The following is a 16020-nucleotide window of genomic DNA, read 5'->3' on the forward strand; positions in this document are numbered from 1 at the left end:
AGCGCGGCCGAGTACAGCCGCGATGCTCACGGTGCCGGCGATGCCGACCACTGCCATGAGGGCCAGTTCCATTCGGATCATTGTGCTCGCTCATGACCCTTCGGCCGCGGAGCGGTGCACGTGGTGTTCGTCGTGCGTAGACGGATATCGCGGGCTTTCTCGTTGAATGAGAAGAATCGATCCTACAAGCCGTCATCGCTCCCACACTCGTGGAACACATCGGTGTCCCACGCGCGCGGGACGGCGACGACCACGCTGAGGAGAACCCTATGGCCTTGCTCGACGAAGCCCTGTGGACGGGAAAGATCCATCTCGACGGCTGGCGCCCCGGCAACGGCGGCACCACGAAGGTCACCAACCCCTCGACCGGGGAACAAATCGCCGAGATCGGCCTGGCCGACCCCGATGACGTCTACGCCGCCGCCCGCGCTGCCGCCGCCGCACAGAAGTCCTGGGCCGCCACGGCGCCGTCCGAGCGTGCGGAGATCCTCCGTCGCGCCGGCGAGAAGTTCCGTGAGCACGCCGACGAACTCATCGGCTGGGGACTCCGCGAGGCCGGGTCCATTCCGGACAAGGCCGCCATGGAGGTGTTCGGTTCCGCCACCGAGTGCTTCGAGGCGTCGGCGCTGCCCACCTATCCGCACGGTGAGTACCTGCCGTCGGACAGCGGTCACTGGTCCATCGCGCGCCGCCTGCCCGCCGGCGTCGTCTCGGTGATCGCACCGTTCAACTTCCCGTTGCTGCTCGCGATGCGCTCGGTTGCCCCGGCTCTCGCCCTCGGCAATGCGGTGCTGCTCAAGCCGGATCCGCGGACCACCGTCATCGGTGGTGTCGCCGTGGCCCGGATCTTCGAGGAGGCCGGACTACCCGCCGGTGTGCTGCAGGTGCTGCCCGGTGGTGGTGACGTCGGCGCCGCAACCGTCGATGCTCCCGAGGTGCGGGTGGTCTCGTTCACCGGATCCACCGCCGCCGGACGCCACGTCGGCAAGGCCGGCGCGGAACATCTCAAGCGCACCCACCTCGAACTCGGCGGCAACAACGCGATGATCGTGCTCCCCGGCGCCGACGTCGATCTCGCTGCCGGTGTCGGAGCGATGGGATCGTTCTTCCACCAGGGCCAGATCTGCATGACCACCGGCCGGCACCTGGTGCACGAGTCCGTCTACGACGACTACGTGCGCGCCCTCGCCGCGAAGGCGGATGCGCTCGTCGTCGGCGATCCCGCAGGCGGCCCGGTTCACCTGGGCCCGATCATCGACGAGCGTCAGCTGGCGAACATCGACACGATCGTGCAGGACACCGTCGCCGCGGGCGGCACTCTCGCTGCCGGAGGCACGCACGAGGGGTTGTTCTACCGGCCCACCGTCCTGACCGATCTGACCACCGAGATGCCCGCCTGGGGCCAGGAGATCTTCGGGCCCGTCGCGCCGGTGCTGAAGTTCTCCGACCCGGACGAGGCCGTCGAACTGGCCAATGCGTCCGAGTACGGCCTGTCGGTGAGCATCGTCGGCGACGTGGGACAAGCGATGAAGATCGCCGACCGGATCCACTCGGGCAAGATCCACATCAACGAGATGACCGTCGCCGACGAGGCCAACGCTCCCTTCGGCGGGGTCGGGGCATCCGGCACCGGTTCCCGTTTCGGCGGTCCGGCCGCGAACATCGAGGCGTTCACCGAGACCCAGTGGGTCACGGTGCGTCCCGACATCGCGCCCTACCCGTTCTGACGCAGATCGCGAATCGGCCGGGCGAGCGTGTGCTCGCCCGGCCGTTCTCGTATGCCCGACAGGACTATTCGGCGAAGGTGAGTCCGCGGGCGGCTCGTTCCTCCACCGCCGCGGCCGTCTCCTCCGCGATCAGGTCGGCGTTCACGGCCGCCCCTGTCATCACGCCGGCGCCTGCAGCGACCACGACCACCGCGGAGAGGTCGGCGGAGTTGCCCGCCGCCCATACGCCGGGCAGAGCGGTCTTCCCCGTCGGATCGGTCTCGATGAGGGTCCCCACGGGATGGTCGGTGACCGTTCCGCCGAGCTGCTCGTACAGGTCGGCGCGGGCGACGAAACGCGGTGCGACCACCACGGCGTCGACCTCGACCTCGGTGCCGTCCTCGAGCACCACGGCACGGACCTCCTCGCCGTCCGCTCGCAGTTCCGCGACGGTGCCGTCGACGATCCGCACGTCGCGCGCCTCGAGCTGGTCGCGGGCCTCGCTCTCCAGGGCGGGCGCCGAGTGGGTGAAGAAGGTGACGTCGTCGCTGAGCTGACGGAACAACAGGGCCTGGTGCACGCTCATCGGCCCCGACGAGATCACGCCGACGCGCCGGTCCCGAACCTCCCAGCCGTGACAGTACGGGCAGTGCAGGACACTCTTCCCCCACAGTTCGCGGACTCCGGGCAGGTCGGGCAGCTCGTCGACCAGTCCCGTCGCGAGGATCAGTCGACGTGCCTGCACGGTGGTGCCGCCGGAGAGACCGATCTCGAATCCCGTGTCGCTGCGACGAGCGGATTCTGCTCGTGCGGACAGGATTTCGGCGCCGTATCCGGCGGCCTCCTTCCGTCCGAGAGCCAGCAGTTCGGTCGGCGCGATGCCTTCGTGTCCGATCACGTTGTGCGCGGCCGCGGCAGGGGCGTTGCGCGGTTCTCCGGCATCGACGACAAGCACCGAGCGGCGTGAGCGTGCCAGCGCTGTGGCGGCACTCAGTCCGGCGGAGCCGCCGCCGATCACGACGACGTCGTAACCGTCCTGTGTGGGGTTCTCCTGGGTGTTCATCGGTTCTCCTCCTTGATTGCCTGTGCGATCCACACGGTTCGGGATCCACGCACCACCAGATCTGCCCGGTGCAGCACCGAGTCGGGACCGTCGCCGACGAGTCGATCGAGCGTGTCGAGATCCTCGTCGGACACGGCGTTGTCGAGGCCGGTCCGCATCCGGCTCAGCACCGCGTGGGCGTATCGGCGTGCGGTGTCGTCGACGTCGGCACCGAGTTCGTCGCGGCGCATCTCGACCATCCCGAACCCGGCGCGACGCAGGTTGTCGCTCCAGTCGGGCCACCTGTTCCACCCTCGGGACGCCGCGGCCTCGTGACATCTCGCTTCGAGTCCCGGTGTACCGATACCGATGTCGTCGGGCAGGAATCGTGGTTGCGACTCCATCTCGGTGACGACCACCGTCCCCCCGGGTGCCATCGCCTCGGCGAGTTGCCGGAGCGTTGCATCCGGATCCTCGATGTGGTGCAGGGACAGCGCCGCCCAGGCGAGGTCGATCGCACCGACGGCCGGAAGTCCTGCATCGAGGTCGGCCTCGACGGTCCGGATCCGATCACCGAACCCGTTGTACGCGGCGGTCTTCCGGAGTCGTTCGAGCATCCCGGCGGACCGGTCGAGAGCGACGAGCTGCGCGTGGGGGAACCGGCGCGCCAGGGCGAGTGTGCCTGTTCCTGTGCCGGCGCCGATGTCGACGACGGTGCGCGGTTCGCGCTCGAGCTGTCCGGCGACCCGGTCGAGCAACGACTCGAAGTAGGGCCGGTTCATCGCGGCGTCGAGGTCGAGCACCTCGGCCATCGACTCGTCGTGCGCGTGGTCGTGCGGTGCGTGGTGGGCGTGGTGGTGCATGACTCCACGTTAGGGCGCGTCATCCAGTTTCGGCATATACTCTTGCCTATGGAGCAAGAATCGTCCGATCTGGACCAACTCATCCGTCAGCGCATCCGCAGCCTGCGGCTCGCGCGGGGGTGGACCCTCGACACTCTCGCAGGCCGGTGCCACATCAGCCCGTCCAACCTGAGCCGCATCGAGACGGGCCGTCGCAGGATCGCACTCGACCAGCTCGTTCCCATCGCGCGGGCACTCGACACCACGATCGACCAGCTTGTCGAATCCGGCGAGGACCAGGACGTGGTGATCAGGCCCCAGGCGTGCGACACCCCGGGGTACACGACCTGGCTATTGTCGCGGGAACGATCACTGGGCGGCGTCACCATCGCCAAGATGCGGATCACGAAGCAGGAGCCGGTGCTGGCCGACACGCTCCCCGTGCACCCGGGGCACGAATGGTTCACCGTCCTGACCGGCACCGCCCGGCTCCAACTCGGCGAACGGACGATCCTCATCCAGGAGGGCAACGCAGCCGAGTTCTCGACGATGACACCGCACGCCATCAGCGCGCACGACGGACCGGTGGAGATCCTCACGATCCTCGATCAGAACGGGGAGCGTGCGCACCTGCGCAACCCCGCACCGCACTGAAAGGGCCGGGTTCGCCCGTCAGGCGTACAGGCGATCGACGAACGCGCCGAGATTCTCGCGGACGCGCTCGGCCTTCTCCTCCGGCTCGAGATCCTCGCGGTACCGGCTGCCCAGTGCGGGCTTCTTCTTGCCGCGCGCGTACAGCGAGCACTGCAGGTCGATGCACATGTAGGTTCCGACCGCGTTGCCCGCTCGACCCGCATCGCCGACCTTGTTCGCCGTCATCAAAGCGATGCCACCCCGGGTGTGGGTGGTGAAGCAGATCGTGCACATCTGCGTCTTGCCCGAGCCCTGCTGTTCGAACCGCATGGCGACACCCACGAGTTCGCCGTCGCGGGGGACCACGATGTAGCCGCGACCGGGGAACGACGGGTCGGTCCAGCCGAGGAAGTCGAGTTCGTCCCACGGCCGGTCGTCGAGATCGCGCGGCACCGGAAGCCGCTTCGCATCACCCTTGGAGCAGTTGACGAAGGATGTTCGAATGTCCCGTTCGGTGAGCGGGTCCATGGCGGGGACCACCTTTCGTTCGCGTATGTACCGACCCGAGGACGGTACGCGCACCGCTCACACCGGGCAAACGATTTTCGCGGCCCTCACGCCGACGAACGCGGTGCTCCGATACCCGGATCGATCGTCACCGGACCGGATGCGGTGGGCGCGACCGGGAAGTCGAAGATCGCCGTCGGAAGATACACCGTGGCACACGAATTCGGGATGTCCACGACACCCGACAAACGTCCCTCGATGGGTGCGGCCCCGAGCAGGAGATACGCCTGCTCGGGGCTGTATCCGAATTTCGTCAGATAGTCGATGGCGTGCAGACACGCCCGCTGGTACGCCAATTGCGAATCCAGATACCGCTGTTCGCCGTCGAGCGTCACGGACGTGCCGGAGAACGCGAGCCACTCGGAATACTGCGGGTCGGTGTTGCCCGGCATGAAGATGGCGTTCTCGCTCACCCCATAGGTCTCCATACCGCCGGGGATCAGATCGACGCGCAGGTCGATGAACCCGCCCATTTCGATGGCACCGCAGAAGGTGATCTCGCCGTCACCCTGCGAGAAGTGCAGGTCGCCGACCGACAGATTCGCGCCGTCGACGAAGACCGGATAGAAGATCCGGCTTCCCTTCGTGAGGTTCTTGATGTCCTGGTTGCCGCCGTTCTCCCGCGGTGGAGCGGTGCGCGCCGCTTCGGCCGCGACCCGGTCGAAATCGGCGCCCGACAGGCTGCCGAGAATCGCGCCGTTCGGCTCGGGCGGCAGCGCCAGCGCCGGCTCGCGGTCGGGATCCGTCGCGATCAAAGCAGCTTCCCGAGTGTTCCACGTCGACAGCAGTTCGTGCGACGGCGCCGTGCCCATCAGGCCGGGATGCACGATGCCGGTGAACGACACGTGGGGCACGTGGCGGCTCGTCGCTTTCTGCCCGGAGAAGTCCCAGATCGCCTTGTAGGCGTCGGGGAACTGGTCGGTGAGGAATCCCCCGCCGTTCGTCTTCGCGAAGATGCCCGTGTAGCCCCAGCCCTGCCCGGCGAGCGGACCCGAGTCCTCCTGCGGAATCGGGCCGAGGTCGAGGATGTCGACGATCAGCAGGTCGCCGGGCTTGGCACCCTCCACTGCGAACGGTCCCGACAACGCGTGCACGATGTGCAGCGGGGCATTGCGGATGTCGTCGGCGGAGTCGTCGTTGTGGATCTCGCCGTCGAACCATTCGCGGCAGTGCACGCGGAAGGAATCCCCCGGTTTCAGCATCGCGACGGGCGGGATGTCCGGGTGCCAACGGTTGTGGCCGATCTTGTCCTGATCGGTGAACCGGCGGGTCGAATCGAGGGGGAACACGACGTCGGGCACGGGACCTCCTGTAGCGGTGTCTGATTACGGGCGGTGTCGGATCACGGGCGGGGCAACGTTCGATGTCGGGGATCGGTCGTGACCGGCCGCGACGGACGCCTCGACACGCCTGGGAGGAGACCCGAGACGACGTCGGGCTCGGAAGCGGTACGGGCCGTCGCGTCGTGCAGGCGCATCGCTGCCGAATCTCCCCGACCGAGACGCGGTGGGGTGAGAGAGCGACGAGACTGTTGCTCGCACCGCGGGCACGGAGCCGATGCGGAGACTTCGCTCATGGGAACGGAGACGTCGAAGGGCCCGCAGTCGGCACATCGGAACTCGTACAGCGGCATCTGCATCGCCTCTCGCGCGTCGGTGCACCGACCATAACGGACCGAGCGGAAACCCGCGTGTCTACTCCGAATCTTCCTGCCGTCCGGACCTATTCGGTGACGCGCTCCCGTTTCGTCAGCACCAGCGGTTCACCTTCGGTGATCGCGATCGTGTGTTCGCTGTGCGCGGTACGCGAGCCGTCGGCGGAGCGGATGGTCCAGCCGTCCGGGTCGTAGACGATCTTGTCCGTCCCCGCCGCGAACCACGGTTCGAGGGCGAGCGTCAAGCCGGGACGCAGCACGAGCCCACGCCCCTTACGCCCGGTGTTCGCCACGTGCGGATCCTCGTGCATGGTGCGGCCGAGACCGTGACCACCGAATTCGGTGTTGACGGGATAGCCGTACTCGGCGGCGACGGCGCCGATCGCCGCGGAGATGTCGCCCAGGCGGTTGCCGGGGAGCGCGACGGCGATACCCGCGGCCAGCGCCACCTCGGTCGCCTCGACGAGATGCCGGTCCTCGGGACGCTCCGCGCCGACGATGATGCTGCGCGCCGAATCGGCGACCCAGCCGTCGATCGAGACCGCGATGTCCATGCTGAGCAGGTCACCGTCCCGGAGCACGTAGTCGTGCGGGAGTCCGTGCAGCACTGCGTCGTTGACGGACAGGCAGATGACGTTGCGGAACGGTCCGCTCCCGAACGACGGCGCGTAATCCCAGTAGCACGAGACCGCGCCACGTTCCTCGATCATGTCCCGTGCGCGCTGTTCGAGGTCGAGCAGGTTCACGCCGGGACGGGCGCGGCCCGTCAGGTCGTCGAGCAACTCGGCGATGAATGTACCGGTCACATCCATTGCCGCGATCTCACCGGGGGTCTTCAGTTCCAACACGTGGGCACTCCTCAGGATCACGAGACGGTATTTAAATACCACTCTATCGCGACGATCGGTATTTTCATACCGACGCGGTTAGACTGCGGGTCATGGTGCGACTCCCCCTGACCCCGGAACAGCTGGCCGCCGGCAAACGCCTGGGTGGACGGCTGCGCGATGCCCGAGGCAGCAGGACGCTCACCGAGGTGGCTCAGGCCGCCGACATCTCGCCGGAGACCCTTCGGAAGATCGAGACCGGACGACTGGCGACGCCGGCCTTCGCGACGATCGCCGCCCTCGCACGGGTGCTGCCCGTCTCCCTCGACGATCTGGCCGAACTGACCCTTCCCTGTGACGACCTGCAGCAAACCGGGTGATCCCACCCCGCATGACGTAACAGCAGCAGACATCGGCAGCGATATCAGGAGGCGTAACACCGCGACAGCGAAGGGACCCGAATGTCGATGCAGCCTCCGCCGGACGGATACGGCTACGGCTACGGCGCTCCCCCGCCACCCCGGCCCACCCCGACCCCGCCGCGACGACCGAAGTGGCCGTGGCTCGTGGGCGGTGCCCTGCTCGTCGCCGTCGTCGCCGCAGTCGCCGCCCTGGTCGTCGTCCTGACCCGCTCGTCCGATCCGGGATCGGAGAGCGCCGTCGCCGCGAGCCCGTCCCCGTCGACCGTGACGGTCACCGTGTCGCCATCCGCAGCCCCGCAGACCGAGGTGGATCCGCCCACCCCGCGAGCGCAGACGAGCCGGCCTGCCACCCCGAGCGGCTTCCCGACCAACGGCACCCTGAAGGTCGGAGTCGACATCACCCCCGGCGAATACGCGCTACGCCCGACGGATTCGCTCGGCGGCTACTGGGAACGGCTGTCGTGCCTCATGGGCGACTTCGAGTGCATCACGGCCAACAGCATCGTGCAGGGCAACAGCTACGTCACCGTGCTGCCGGGCGACCTGGCCCTGCGGATCGAGGATCTCGAACTCACAGCAACCGGCAATCCCGCGCCCGCGACCGGACCCGCACGTCCACTACCGCCCGTGTCGGCCTCCGAGGACACCGACCCCCAGGGTTTCGTCGGCATCCCCGAGGCGCGGTGCAACCACACGAATCCCGCCGTCGCCATCGGCCAGACGGCCGACTCGCTCGTCGTGGTGTGCGAGACCGGGGCCGGCCGGTACTACTACAAGGGCGTTCGTACGAACGACGGTGCGGCGATCGAGATCGACGACCCCGTGCCCTCGGGCGACGGTTTCACCGCCACGAACGCCGGTGTGCAGTACAGCATCTCGTCGCGCGCTCTAGTCATCTCCGAGGGGTCGACGGTGCTCGCCGAGGAGCCGATGCTGCAGTACTGGTCGCAGTGATCGGCGGTACCGGTGATCACCGGGGACGCGAGGCCGCCCGCCCCGCGCCGCTCTGCCACACACCGTGCACCCCGCTCGGCCCGATGCCTCGATCAAGAGCGAGCAGCAGGACGGCACATCCGATTCCCGACAGCACCAGGCTCGTGCCGAACAGCGCGGGATAACCGAACACGTCTCCGACCACACCGGCGGTGAAGCCCGCGATGCCCTGCACCACGACGATCGCGCACGCGAGCAGGGTGTAGTCGCTGCCGGCGTGGTCCCTGTCCGCGGCGTCCATCATGAGCGTGAACACCGCGACCGTCGCGGCACCGCCGAGGACGTGTTCGGCCAGGCTCGCGGAGACGATGAGCCCGAACCCGCCGTAGCCGAGCGACGCGACGACGTACAAGGCGAGGCTCGCCGTCTGGGTCACGCCACCGATCAGCAGGGCTTGCCGACGACCGCGACGGAAGCACAGCCACCCACCGAGGGCGGCACCGCCGAGAGCGCCTGCCGAGGACAGCACACCCTTGACCAGCGCGATCTGCCCGAGGGTGAGTCCCGAGTCGGACATGAACGGACCGACCATCGCCGAGCCCATCGAGTCACCGAACTTGAAGCCGCCGATGAGCAGGATGAACGCGAGCATCCCGGGGCGGCGCAGACGCGTCCACCACGCGACCGTCATGCGGGTCGCGCTTCGCGGTTCCCGATCCGTCGTGGCTCGTCGCTCCGTGCGCGGCAGTCGCCACACCGGGATCGTCGTCAGCACCAGCAGGAACGCCATCGCGAGGAACAGGCTGCGCCAACCCGCGAGGGAGAACACCCACAGCAGCGCTCCTCCGCCGACGATCATGCCGATGCGATACGCGCCGACCTGGATGCCGTTCCCCAGCCCGCGCTGTGTCGGTCCGAGCAGTTGCACGGCCAGACCGTCGGTCGCGACGTCCTGCGTTGCCGAGAGGGCGTTGACCACCGCGATGCCGACGAGCAGCCACCGCAGCGTCGACGACAGGTCGAGGCACGCCAGGATCAACGACACCGCCGACGCCGCGAGCTGGAGCGAGAGCAACCACTGCCGCCGCGTTCCGTAGTGGTCGACGTACGGCGCCCACAGGAACTTCAGCGCCCACGGTGCGAACAGCACACCCGTCGCGCTGATCGCGATCAGCGAGAAGCCGGACTCGCGGAGCACCACCGGAAGCGCCTGGGTGAAGAACCCGTACGGCAGGCCCTGCGCGAAGTACAGAGCAGCCAGCAGCGCGAGCGTGCCGGTCGGGATGCCGAGCCGGGCCGGTGCAGTCATGCGGACATGGTGGCAGAACGGTGTCGGCCGTCCCCGACGAGCATCTGTGAACCGCGCCTCGCTCTCCGATCGCGCCACCGCCGATCACCCGAGGCGCAGCTCACGTCGCGGCCGATGGGAGGATGGTGCCCGTGCCGATGCCCTCACCGTTGCCCGTCAGGAACGGGGTCGGGCCCACGCGACTGCGTGTTCCGACCTCCGGTCCGTGGTCGACGGTCGCCGAGTACGTCGTCGCACGCTTCGACCATCTCGACGCCGACGATCTCTACCGCCGCTTCGACGCCGGCGAGATCGTGGGGATCGACGGAGAACCCATCGGTCGCGGCACCGAACTCGGAGCGCACCGGTTCGTCTGGTACTACCGCGATCTGCCCGTCGAGGAACCGGTGCCGTTCCACGAGGAGATCCTGCATATCGACGACGACCTCGTCGTGGTCGACAAACCGCACTTCCTGCCCACCACTCCGGGCGGGCGCTACCTGCGCGAATCGGCACTGGTCCGTCTGCGGACCCGCCTCGACAACCCCGATCTGACACCGATCCACCGGCTCGACCGGGCGACCGCCGGGCTCGTGATGTTCTCGGCCCGGCCCGAGACGCGCGGCGCCTACCAGTCGTTGTTCGAGAAGCGCCGGGTCACCAAGGTGTACGAGGCGGTGTCCGCACTGCCGGCGGAGTGGGATCCGGCAGCGCCGCAGATCGCCGGACGTCCGGTCCCCGTGCTGTACCGCAATCACATCGAGGCGCGACGCGGTGAGTTGCGCGTCGTCGCCGACGACACCCGCGAACCCAACTCCGAGACCCTGATCGAGGTGCTCGGATCCGGGGTGAGCGGGTCGGGACGGGCCGTTCTGCACACCCTGCTGCGCCCGCACACCGGTCGGATGCATCAGCTGCGAGTGCACCTGGCGGCGCTCGGTATCGGGATCCTCGGCGACCACTGGTATCCCGTGCTGCTGCCCGAGACACCGGACGACCATTCGCTTCCTCTCCAATTGCTCGCGCGGGAACTCGAATTCGTCGACCCCTTGTCGGGGGTCGAGCGTCGCTTCGCCACCCGGCGCAGCCTGGCCGAAGCACCGACCACGCAGGACTGAGTGCGCCCGAGCGGATCCTGGTCGATCCTCCGAAAACTCCGACATGCCCGGCTCCACGAAATACGCTGGTAGGCATGACCAAGGTCGTCGACGGTTACCTCCGGTCGCCACTGTCGGGCATCGCACCGTGGATCCTCATGTCCGTCCTGTCGGCCCCGGGACGGTTCGAGGAAGCGGTGTGTTTCGCTCTCGGCCTCGTCCTGCTGACGATGTGGGTGGGCGCGCGACGCGGCATCAAGATACACGCCCTCGACGTGTTCGGCGCGGCGTTCTTCGTCGTGCTGGCCGCGGTGGGCCTCATCGCGTCGGACGGTGTCATCGACTGGATGGAGATCTGGGCGGGTGAACTCACCAACATCGCGCTCGCGGTGTTCGTCGTCGCCACCCTGATCGCGCGCAGACCGTTCACACTCCCCTACGCGAAAGAGGACACGCCCCAGGAATACTGGACGTCTCCCCTGTTCATGAAGATCAACTACGTGATCTCCGCGGTCTGGGCCGGTGCGTTCACCTTCTCCGCCATCGTCGGATTCATCGGCGACGCCGTGATGCACGACCCGGGCAACTTCTGGACCGGTTGGGTGCTCCAGCTCGCGGCGATCTTCTTCGCAGTCTCCTTCACCGAGTTCTATCCGGACTACGCCGGTGCGAAGTTCGCGGCGTCACAGGGCGAGTCCGAACCCGCGCCGTCGCTCCTGAAGCTGATCGACTGGATACCGACGTTCGTGCTGGTCGCGGGGATCTTCGGGTGGGTCACCGACTCGATACCGGACGCGGTCGGGATCGGCATGATCGTCGTCGGCATCATCGGCAGCGCCGTGATCGGCAGACTCTCACCGAAGACCGAGAAGGCCTCCACGTGACGCGGTGCCCTGGCGCCCAGGGGTGCGGATCGGGCCCGATTCGATTCGGATCAGCGATGAGCATTATCGGTCTCGATCTCGGTGGCGGTGTGTACCGTCGGGCCGGTGGCAGCGAACAGGACCCGAGTGTCTCGCGTCGTGATGATGTGCGGCCCGGCCGGTGCCGGTAAGACCACCTATGCCAAGCGCCTGGAGCGCGAGGGTTGGACGCGTCTGTCGTACGAGGTGGAGTTCTGGGATCGCGGGATCACGACCATGCCCTCCGCCGACGTGGTGGCCGAGGTATCAGCAGACCTGAAGGCGCGTTTGCTGCGCCATGTGGCAGCCGGGAACGATGTCGTGCTCGACTTCGGATTCTGGTTCCGGCGACAACGTGACGAGTTCCGCGCACTGCTCGCACCGCACGGCATCGTGCCGGAGACCGTGTACATCGCGACGGATCTCGAGACCATCCTGAGCCGGGTCGGCGACCGGCACGGGAGGTGGGCGGACGATTGGCCGCTGACCGAACGGACGGCGACGGAGTACTTCGAGCGGTTCGAGCCGCCGACGCCCGAGGAAGGACCGCTCGACGTGGTCCGCTAGGCCGCGACCTGCGCCGAAGGGCGCTCTGTCGCTTCCTCACCCGCCGCACGTCGCATGCCCACCACGTAGAGCACGAGTCCCACGACGATCCACGCGGCGAGGGTCGACAGCGCGACGAATCCGCCGGCACCGTCGAAGTATGCCGCGGAGCGCACGAGGGTTCCGGCAGCCCCCGGGGGAAGGAGCTGACCGAAGGTACCGAGTCCGGACGGCAGCCATGCCGACGTCGTCGCGATACCGGCCAGCGGATTGCCGAGGAACATCATGGCCATCGCACCGATGGTGAACCCTTTGGCGCCGAAGGCCTTCTGGAGTCCGGCCAACGGGAGTGCAAGGGCGGCGATACCGAGGGCCATGGATCCCGCGACCGGCCAGAAGGTCGATTCGATGCTTCCGAACGCGAAGGTGAGGATGGACGCGACGACGATGCCACCGACGGCAGCGAAGACGAACAGGCCGGTCAGGTACCAGGCGTCGCTGGGCGGCAGGATCTTCCGGAATGCGACGACCGGGACGATGCCACCGAAGACGAGCGGGAAGGCGAGACCACCGATGCCGATACCGGTGGGGTCGGATTCCGGCAGCGGGACGACGTCCTCGACGCTCACATCGGCCCCGAGTGCTCCGCCGACCGCCTGCGAGGTTCCGGCGAGCGAACCGGAGATGGCGGTCGAGCCCGCGCCGGCGACCAGCGTGCGGACGCCCGACTCGTCGACGACGAACCCTCCGATGACGTCGCGGTCGTGGATGGCGTCGCGCAGTTCCTGCTCGAAGGCGAATCGCTGCGAGGTGTATGCGTCGGGGGCGGCCGTCGCGAGCGACGTCTCGAATTCTTCTGCCGCTGCGGAGGTCCCGACGATACCGACCTGCAGGTCGTGCGGTCCGCTCTTCAGCGACGGCATGATGAAGACCAGCAGCATCAGCACCAGGATCACCCCGAGCCCGCACGTCATTCCCAGCAGCGACAGCACGGGATGACGCTTGCGCGCGGTGGAGTCACCCTCGCCGGGAACTGTCGTCGTAGCGGCGCCTGCCATCGCGTCTTCCTTGTCCGAACCCTCGCTAAGTGGATGATTTTCCTCCACTTATATCGGAGAATAATCCTCCGGTTAGGATGGACATGTCAAGCGAAGTTCCTCACAGCCCACTCCGGAAGGAAGGCAACCGGTGCGTGCCGATGCCGCGAAGCGTCGTCAGCTGATCGTCCAGGAGGCGCGCCGGCTGTTCGCCGTCCACGGCAGCGACGTCGCACTCGAGGCGGTCGCGGAGGCCGCCGGAGTCGGCATCGCTACCCTCTACCGGAACTTCGAGTCCCGGACCGCGCTGGCCGACGAGGTCGCGCTGACGATCCTCGCCGACATGCGCGCAGCGGGCACCGAGGCCCTGGAGCGCGTCGGCTCCTCACCCGAGGACGCCTGGGTGGGCTACGTGCAACGGCTGGTCGAACTCGACCTGGGTGCACTCTCGGCCACCCTCGCCGAATTCGTGACCGACGAGATCTCCGAATCGGTGCGCGACGCCCAGGCGCAGACGCTCGCCGGGGTCGAGGAGCTGCTCGACGCGGTGCGATCCGCCGGCATCGTGCGCCCCGACCTCGACGCGCTGGAACTGGTCCTGGCGATCGGCCTGATCACCCGCCCCTTACCCGACGCGATCCGTGCGGTGACACCGGATCTCGTTCCACGATTGGTGTCGATCGTTCTGGCGGGCATGCGACCGTCGTGAGCCGCGCGCACCGACGACCCTGCGTATCTGCGGGCGTAGGATCGCAATCAGCCGGTGTCGGCGGCGCTCGATCGCGGGAGCGAACATGGGCAGGTCGGCGGTCCTGGACCACGCGCGGGCAGCGTACCGCGCGCGCGAGTGGCCGCGTGCCCTGGACGGATTCCGCAGCGCCGACACACTCGCTGCCCTGTCCGCGGACGACCTCGATCTGTTCGCCCGAGCCGCGTACCTCGCGGGCCACGACGACGACAGCGTCGCACTGTACGAGCGCGCCTTCGCCGCACATCTCGAAGCCGGCGAAACCGAGAGCGCGGGTATCAGCGCCTTCTGGTTGTGCTTCCTGTTGATGGGACGCGGTGAAGTAGCACGGGCCGGAGGTTGGCTGGAGCGAGCCCGACAGTCGGGTGTCCCGGACCGACCGGACTGCGCGACCAGCGGCTTCCTGATGATCCCCGGAGCAGTACAGCAGATGTACGCGAACCGGCCGACCGAGGCACTGCCGATCTTCACCGCAGCTCAGCGCATCGGACGGGCCTGCCACGACGCCGACCTTCTCGCTCTCGGCTCACTGGGCATCGGACAGTGCCGAGTCCTGCTCGGCGACGTCGACGGCGGGCTGCGGACACTCGACGAGGTGCTCGTCGCCGTCGGATTGGGCGAGGTCTCGCCCGTCGTCTCCGGCCTGGTGTACTGCGCGGTCATCGAGACCTGCTACGGCACATATCATCTGCAACGGGCGAAAGAGTGGACTCGGGCCCTCGGCCGCTGGTGCGACGATCAGTCCGGACTCGTGCCCTTCCGGGGACAGTGCCTGGTCCATCGCGCCCAGATGCTGCAACTCGAGGGCGACTGGTCGCAGGCGATGGACCTCGCCCGCCTCGCACTGCAGCGGCTGTCGGATCCGCCCGGTCAACCCGCGATGGGAATGGCCCTGTACGAGCAGGGCGAACTGCATCGTCTACGCGGTGAGTTCGCCGAGGCGGAAGCCGCCTACAGGTCAGCGGGCATGTACGGGCAGGAGGTACAGCCGGGTCTTGCTCTGCTGCGTCTGAGACAGGGCGACACCACCGCAGCGGTCGCCGGAATCCTCCGGGGTCTCGGCGAAGCCTCGAATCTCGACCGGCCGCGGATGCTCGCCGCCCACACGGAGATCGCGCTCGCCACCGGAGATGTCGCCGCAGCCCGGCGCAGCACCGACGAACTCGAGGCGCTGACCCGGACGCAGGACGCCCCTGCACTGGCAGCGATGGCCGACCACGCGCAGGGCTCGGTCCTGCTCGCCGAAGGTGACCCCTGCGGCGCCCTCGAACGGCTGCGGCGATCCGGCAGGCGCTGGCGTGACCTCGGTGCACCCTACGAACGTGCCCGGGTACGAGTGCTACAGGGTCGATGCTGCGCCGCACTCGGCGACGACGATGACGCCCGGCTCGAATTCGACTCGGCAGCATCGGTTTTCCACGATCTGCACGCGTTGCCGGATCTGCGTGAGCTCCGCGGTCCCGAACTCGCCGACGCACCGAACGGGCTGACGCCCCGGGAGGTCCAGGTGTTGCGCGCCGTTGCCACGGGCAAGACGAATCGAGCCATCGCCCACGAGTTCGTCATCAGCGAGAAGACGGTGGCCCGGCACCTGAGCAACATATTCACCAAGCTCGAGGTGTCCTCACGAGCGGCAGCGACGGCCTACGCGTACGAGCATCGCCTGCTCTGACTGGGTAGAACTGCCCATACGCTGCCACCTTCGATTGCACACTCCTCCCGACGCGGCCGAGGGGCGGCAGTGCCTAACGTCGTCGGTGTAGTTCCCTCACCTCG

Annotated in this window: 17 protein-coding genes; 9 read left to right on the plus strand and 8 right to left on the minus strand. The window is 67.9% G+C overall.

Going from position 1 to position 16020, the window contains the following annotated elements; all coding sequences use genetic code 11:
* The first annotated feature begins 269 nt into the window (after positions 1-269).
* Positions 270-1727: a benzaldehyde dehydrogenase gene (locus AC6CID_RS03420; RefSeq protein WP_498353568.1), complete on the plus strand. Its 1458-nt coding sequence runs from the start codon at positions 270-272 to the stop codon at positions 1725-1727.
* 64 nt (positions 1728-1791) lie between these two features.
* Here AC6CID_RS03420 and AC6CID_RS03425 read toward each other — a convergent pair whose 3' ends face one another.
* Entirely contained in the window at positions 1792-2769 is a 978-nt protein-coding gene (locus AC6CID_RS03425) for an NAD(P)/FAD-dependent oxidoreductase (protein WP_498353569.1), read from the minus strand.
* Positions 2766-3611 (minus strand): class I SAM-dependent methyltransferase, encoded by an 846-nt coding sequence (locus AC6CID_RS03430; protein WP_019287985.1) that lies wholly within the window; start codon positions 3609-3611, stop codon positions 2766-2768. The genes AC6CID_RS03425 and AC6CID_RS03430 overlap by 4 nt, the downstream gene beginning before the upstream one ends.
* Positions 3612-3659: 48 nt before the next feature.
* On the opposite strand from AC6CID_RS03430, the gene AC6CID_RS03435 reads away from it, so the two are divergent.
* Positions 3660-4244: a helix-turn-helix domain-containing protein gene (locus tag AC6CID_RS03435; protein WP_498353570.1), complete on the plus strand. Its 585-nt coding sequence runs from the start codon at positions 3660-3662 to the stop codon at positions 4242-4244.
* Positions 4245-4262: 18 nt separating this feature from the next.
* Here the strand turns inward: AC6CID_RS03435 and AC6CID_RS03440 are convergent, their stop codons facing one another.
* The 4 genes from AC6CID_RS03440 to map form a co-directional block, all read right to left on the minus strand.
* On the minus strand, positions 4263-4751 hold the full coding sequence (locus AC6CID_RS03440) for an FBP domain-containing protein (RefSeq protein ID WP_217580042.1): 489 nt from the start codon (positions 4749-4751) through the stop codon (positions 4263-4265).
* A gap of 86 nt (positions 4752-4837) precedes the next feature.
* Positions 4838-6091 carry a formamidase gene (fmdA, locus tag AC6CID_RS03445; RefSeq protein ID WP_006550661.1) on the minus strand — a complete coding sequence of 418 codons (1254 nt, stop codon included), beginning with the start codon at positions 6089-6091 and terminating at the stop codon, positions 4838-4840.
* A gap of 41 nt (positions 6092-6132) precedes the next feature.
* The gene (locus AC6CID_RS03450; RefSeq protein WP_498353571.1) at positions 6133-6429 is read right to left on the minus strand and encodes an FmdB family zinc ribbon protein; all 297 of its coding nucleotides are present in this window, start codon (positions 6427-6429) and stop codon (positions 6133-6135) included.
* A gap of 83 nt (positions 6430-6512) precedes the next feature.
* Positions 6513-7292 (minus strand): type I methionyl aminopeptidase, encoded by a 780-nt coding sequence (gene map, locus AC6CID_RS03455; protein WP_498353572.1) that lies wholly within the window; start codon positions 7290-7292, stop codon positions 6513-6515.
* Positions 7293-7384: 92 nt separating this feature from the next.
* Between map and AC6CID_RS03460 the strand changes: the two genes are divergently transcribed.
* Together AC6CID_RS03460 and AC6CID_RS03465 are read left to right on the plus strand one after the other, a co-directional pair.
* Positions 7385-7651: a helix-turn-helix domain-containing protein gene (locus AC6CID_RS03460; RefSeq protein ID WP_006550664.1), complete on the plus strand. Its 267-nt coding sequence runs from the start codon at positions 7385-7387 to the stop codon at positions 7649-7651.
* Between the two features lie 81 nt (positions 7652-7732).
* A complete protein-coding gene (locus tag AC6CID_RS03465; protein ID WP_498353573.1) occupies positions 7733-8647 on the plus strand; it encodes an Rv1352/Rv1906c domain-containing protein in 915 nt (304 codons plus the stop codon).
* A 16-nt stretch (positions 8648-8663) separates the two neighbouring features.
* Here the strand turns inward: AC6CID_RS03465 and AC6CID_RS03470 are convergent, their stop codons facing one another.
* Positions 8664-9935 (minus strand): MFS transporter, encoded by a 1272-nt coding sequence (locus tag AC6CID_RS03470; protein ID WP_033097258.1) that lies wholly within the window; start codon positions 9933-9935, stop codon positions 8664-8666.
* A 122-nt stretch (positions 9936-10057) separates the two neighbouring features.
* Here AC6CID_RS03470 and AC6CID_RS03475 point away from each other — a divergent pair, with 122 nt between their 5' ends.
* The 3 genes from AC6CID_RS03475 (at position 10058) to AC6CID_RS03485 (ending at position 12480) form a co-directional block, all read left to right on the plus strand.
* Positions 10058-11032: a pseudouridine synthase gene (locus AC6CID_RS03475; RefSeq protein ID WP_019287979.1), complete on the plus strand. Its 975-nt coding sequence runs from the start codon at positions 10058-10060 to the stop codon at positions 11030-11032.
* 74 nt (positions 11033-11106) lie between these two features.
* Entirely contained in the window at positions 11107-11895 is a 789-nt protein-coding gene (locus AC6CID_RS03480; protein ID WP_064060515.1) for a DUF3159 domain-containing protein, read from the plus strand.
* A gap of 105 nt (positions 11896-12000) precedes the next feature.
* A complete protein-coding gene (locus AC6CID_RS03485) occupies positions 12001-12480 on the plus strand; it encodes a P-loop nucleotide/nucleoside kinase family protein (RefSeq protein WP_498353574.1) in 480 nt (159 codons plus the stop codon).
* Here the strand turns inward: AC6CID_RS03485 and AC6CID_RS03490 are convergent.
* Entirely contained in the window at positions 12477-13517 is a 1041-nt protein-coding gene (locus AC6CID_RS03490) for an ABC transporter permease (protein WP_498353575.1), read from the minus strand. The two genes, AC6CID_RS03485 and AC6CID_RS03490, sit on opposite strands and share 4 nt — an antisense overlap.
* A gap of 130 nt (positions 13518-13647) precedes the next feature.
* Here AC6CID_RS03490 and AC6CID_RS03495 point away from each other — a divergent pair, with 130 nt between their 5' ends.
* Both AC6CID_RS03495 and AC6CID_RS03500 read left to right on the plus strand, forming a co-directional pair.
* Positions 13648-14205: a TetR/AcrR family transcriptional regulator gene (locus AC6CID_RS03495; RefSeq protein ID WP_498353576.1), complete on the plus strand. Its 558-nt coding sequence runs from the start codon at positions 13648-13650 to the stop codon at positions 14203-14205.
* 85 nt (positions 14206-14290) lie between these two features.
* A complete protein-coding gene (locus tag AC6CID_RS03500; protein WP_498353577.1) occupies positions 14291-15916 on the plus strand; it encodes a LuxR C-terminal-related transcriptional regulator in 1626 nt (541 codons plus the stop codon).
* Positions 15917-16020 lie beyond the last annotated feature (104 nt).

The sequence above is a fragment of the Rhodococcus sp. GQ147 genome (assembly GCF_059759155.1).

Bases quoted from the DNA above. Each gene is read 5' to 3' on its own strand.
- AC6CID_RS03420 (WP_498353568.1), top strand. From the start codon at position 270: ATGGCCTTGCTCGACGAAGCCCTGTGGACGGGAAAGATCCATCTCGAC.
- AC6CID_RS03425 (WP_498353569.1), bottom strand. From the start codon at position 2,769: ATGAACACCCAGGAGAACCCCACACAGGACGGTTACGACGTCGTCGTG.
- AC6CID_RS03430 (WP_019287985.1), bottom strand. From the start codon at position 3,611: ATGCACCACCACGCCCACCACGCACCGCACGACCACGCGCACGACGAG.
- AC6CID_RS03435 (WP_498353570.1), top strand. From the start codon at position 3,660: ATGGAGCAAGAATCGTCCGATCTGGACCAACTCATCCGTCAGCGCATC.
- AC6CID_RS03440 (WP_217580042.1), bottom strand. From the start codon at position 4,751: ATGGACCCGCTCACCGAACGGGACATTCGAACATCCTTCGTCAACTGC.
- AC6CID_RS03450 (WP_498353571.1), bottom strand. From the start codon at position 6,429: ATGCAGATGCCGCTGTACGAGTTCCGATGTGCCGACTGCGGGCCCTTC.
- AC6CID_RS03460 (WP_006550664.1), top strand. From the start codon at position 7,385: ATGGTGCGACTCCCCCTGACCCCGGAACAGCTGGCCGCCGGCAAACGC.
- AC6CID_RS03465 (WP_498353573.1), top strand. From the start codon at position 7,733: ATGTCGATGCAGCCTCCGCCGGACGGATACGGCTACGGCTACGGCGCT.
- AC6CID_RS03470 (WP_033097258.1), bottom strand. From the start codon at position 9,935: ATGACTGCACCGGCCCGGCTCGGCATCCCGACCGGCACGCTCGCGCTG.
- AC6CID_RS03475 (WP_019287979.1), top strand. From the start codon at position 10,058: ATGGTGCCCGTGCCGATGCCCTCACCGTTGCCCGTCAGGAACGGGGTC.
- AC6CID_RS03480 (WP_064060515.1), top strand. From the start codon at position 11,107: ATGACCAAGGTCGTCGACGGTTACCTCCGGTCGCCACTGTCGGGCATC.
- AC6CID_RS03490 (WP_498353575.1), bottom strand. From the start codon at position 13,517: ATGGCAGGCGCCGCTACGACGACAGTTCCCGGCGAGGGTGACTCCACC.
- AC6CID_RS03500 (WP_498353577.1), top strand. From the start codon at position 14,291: ATGGGCAGGTCGGCGGTCCTGGACCACGCGCGGGCAGCGTACCGCGCG.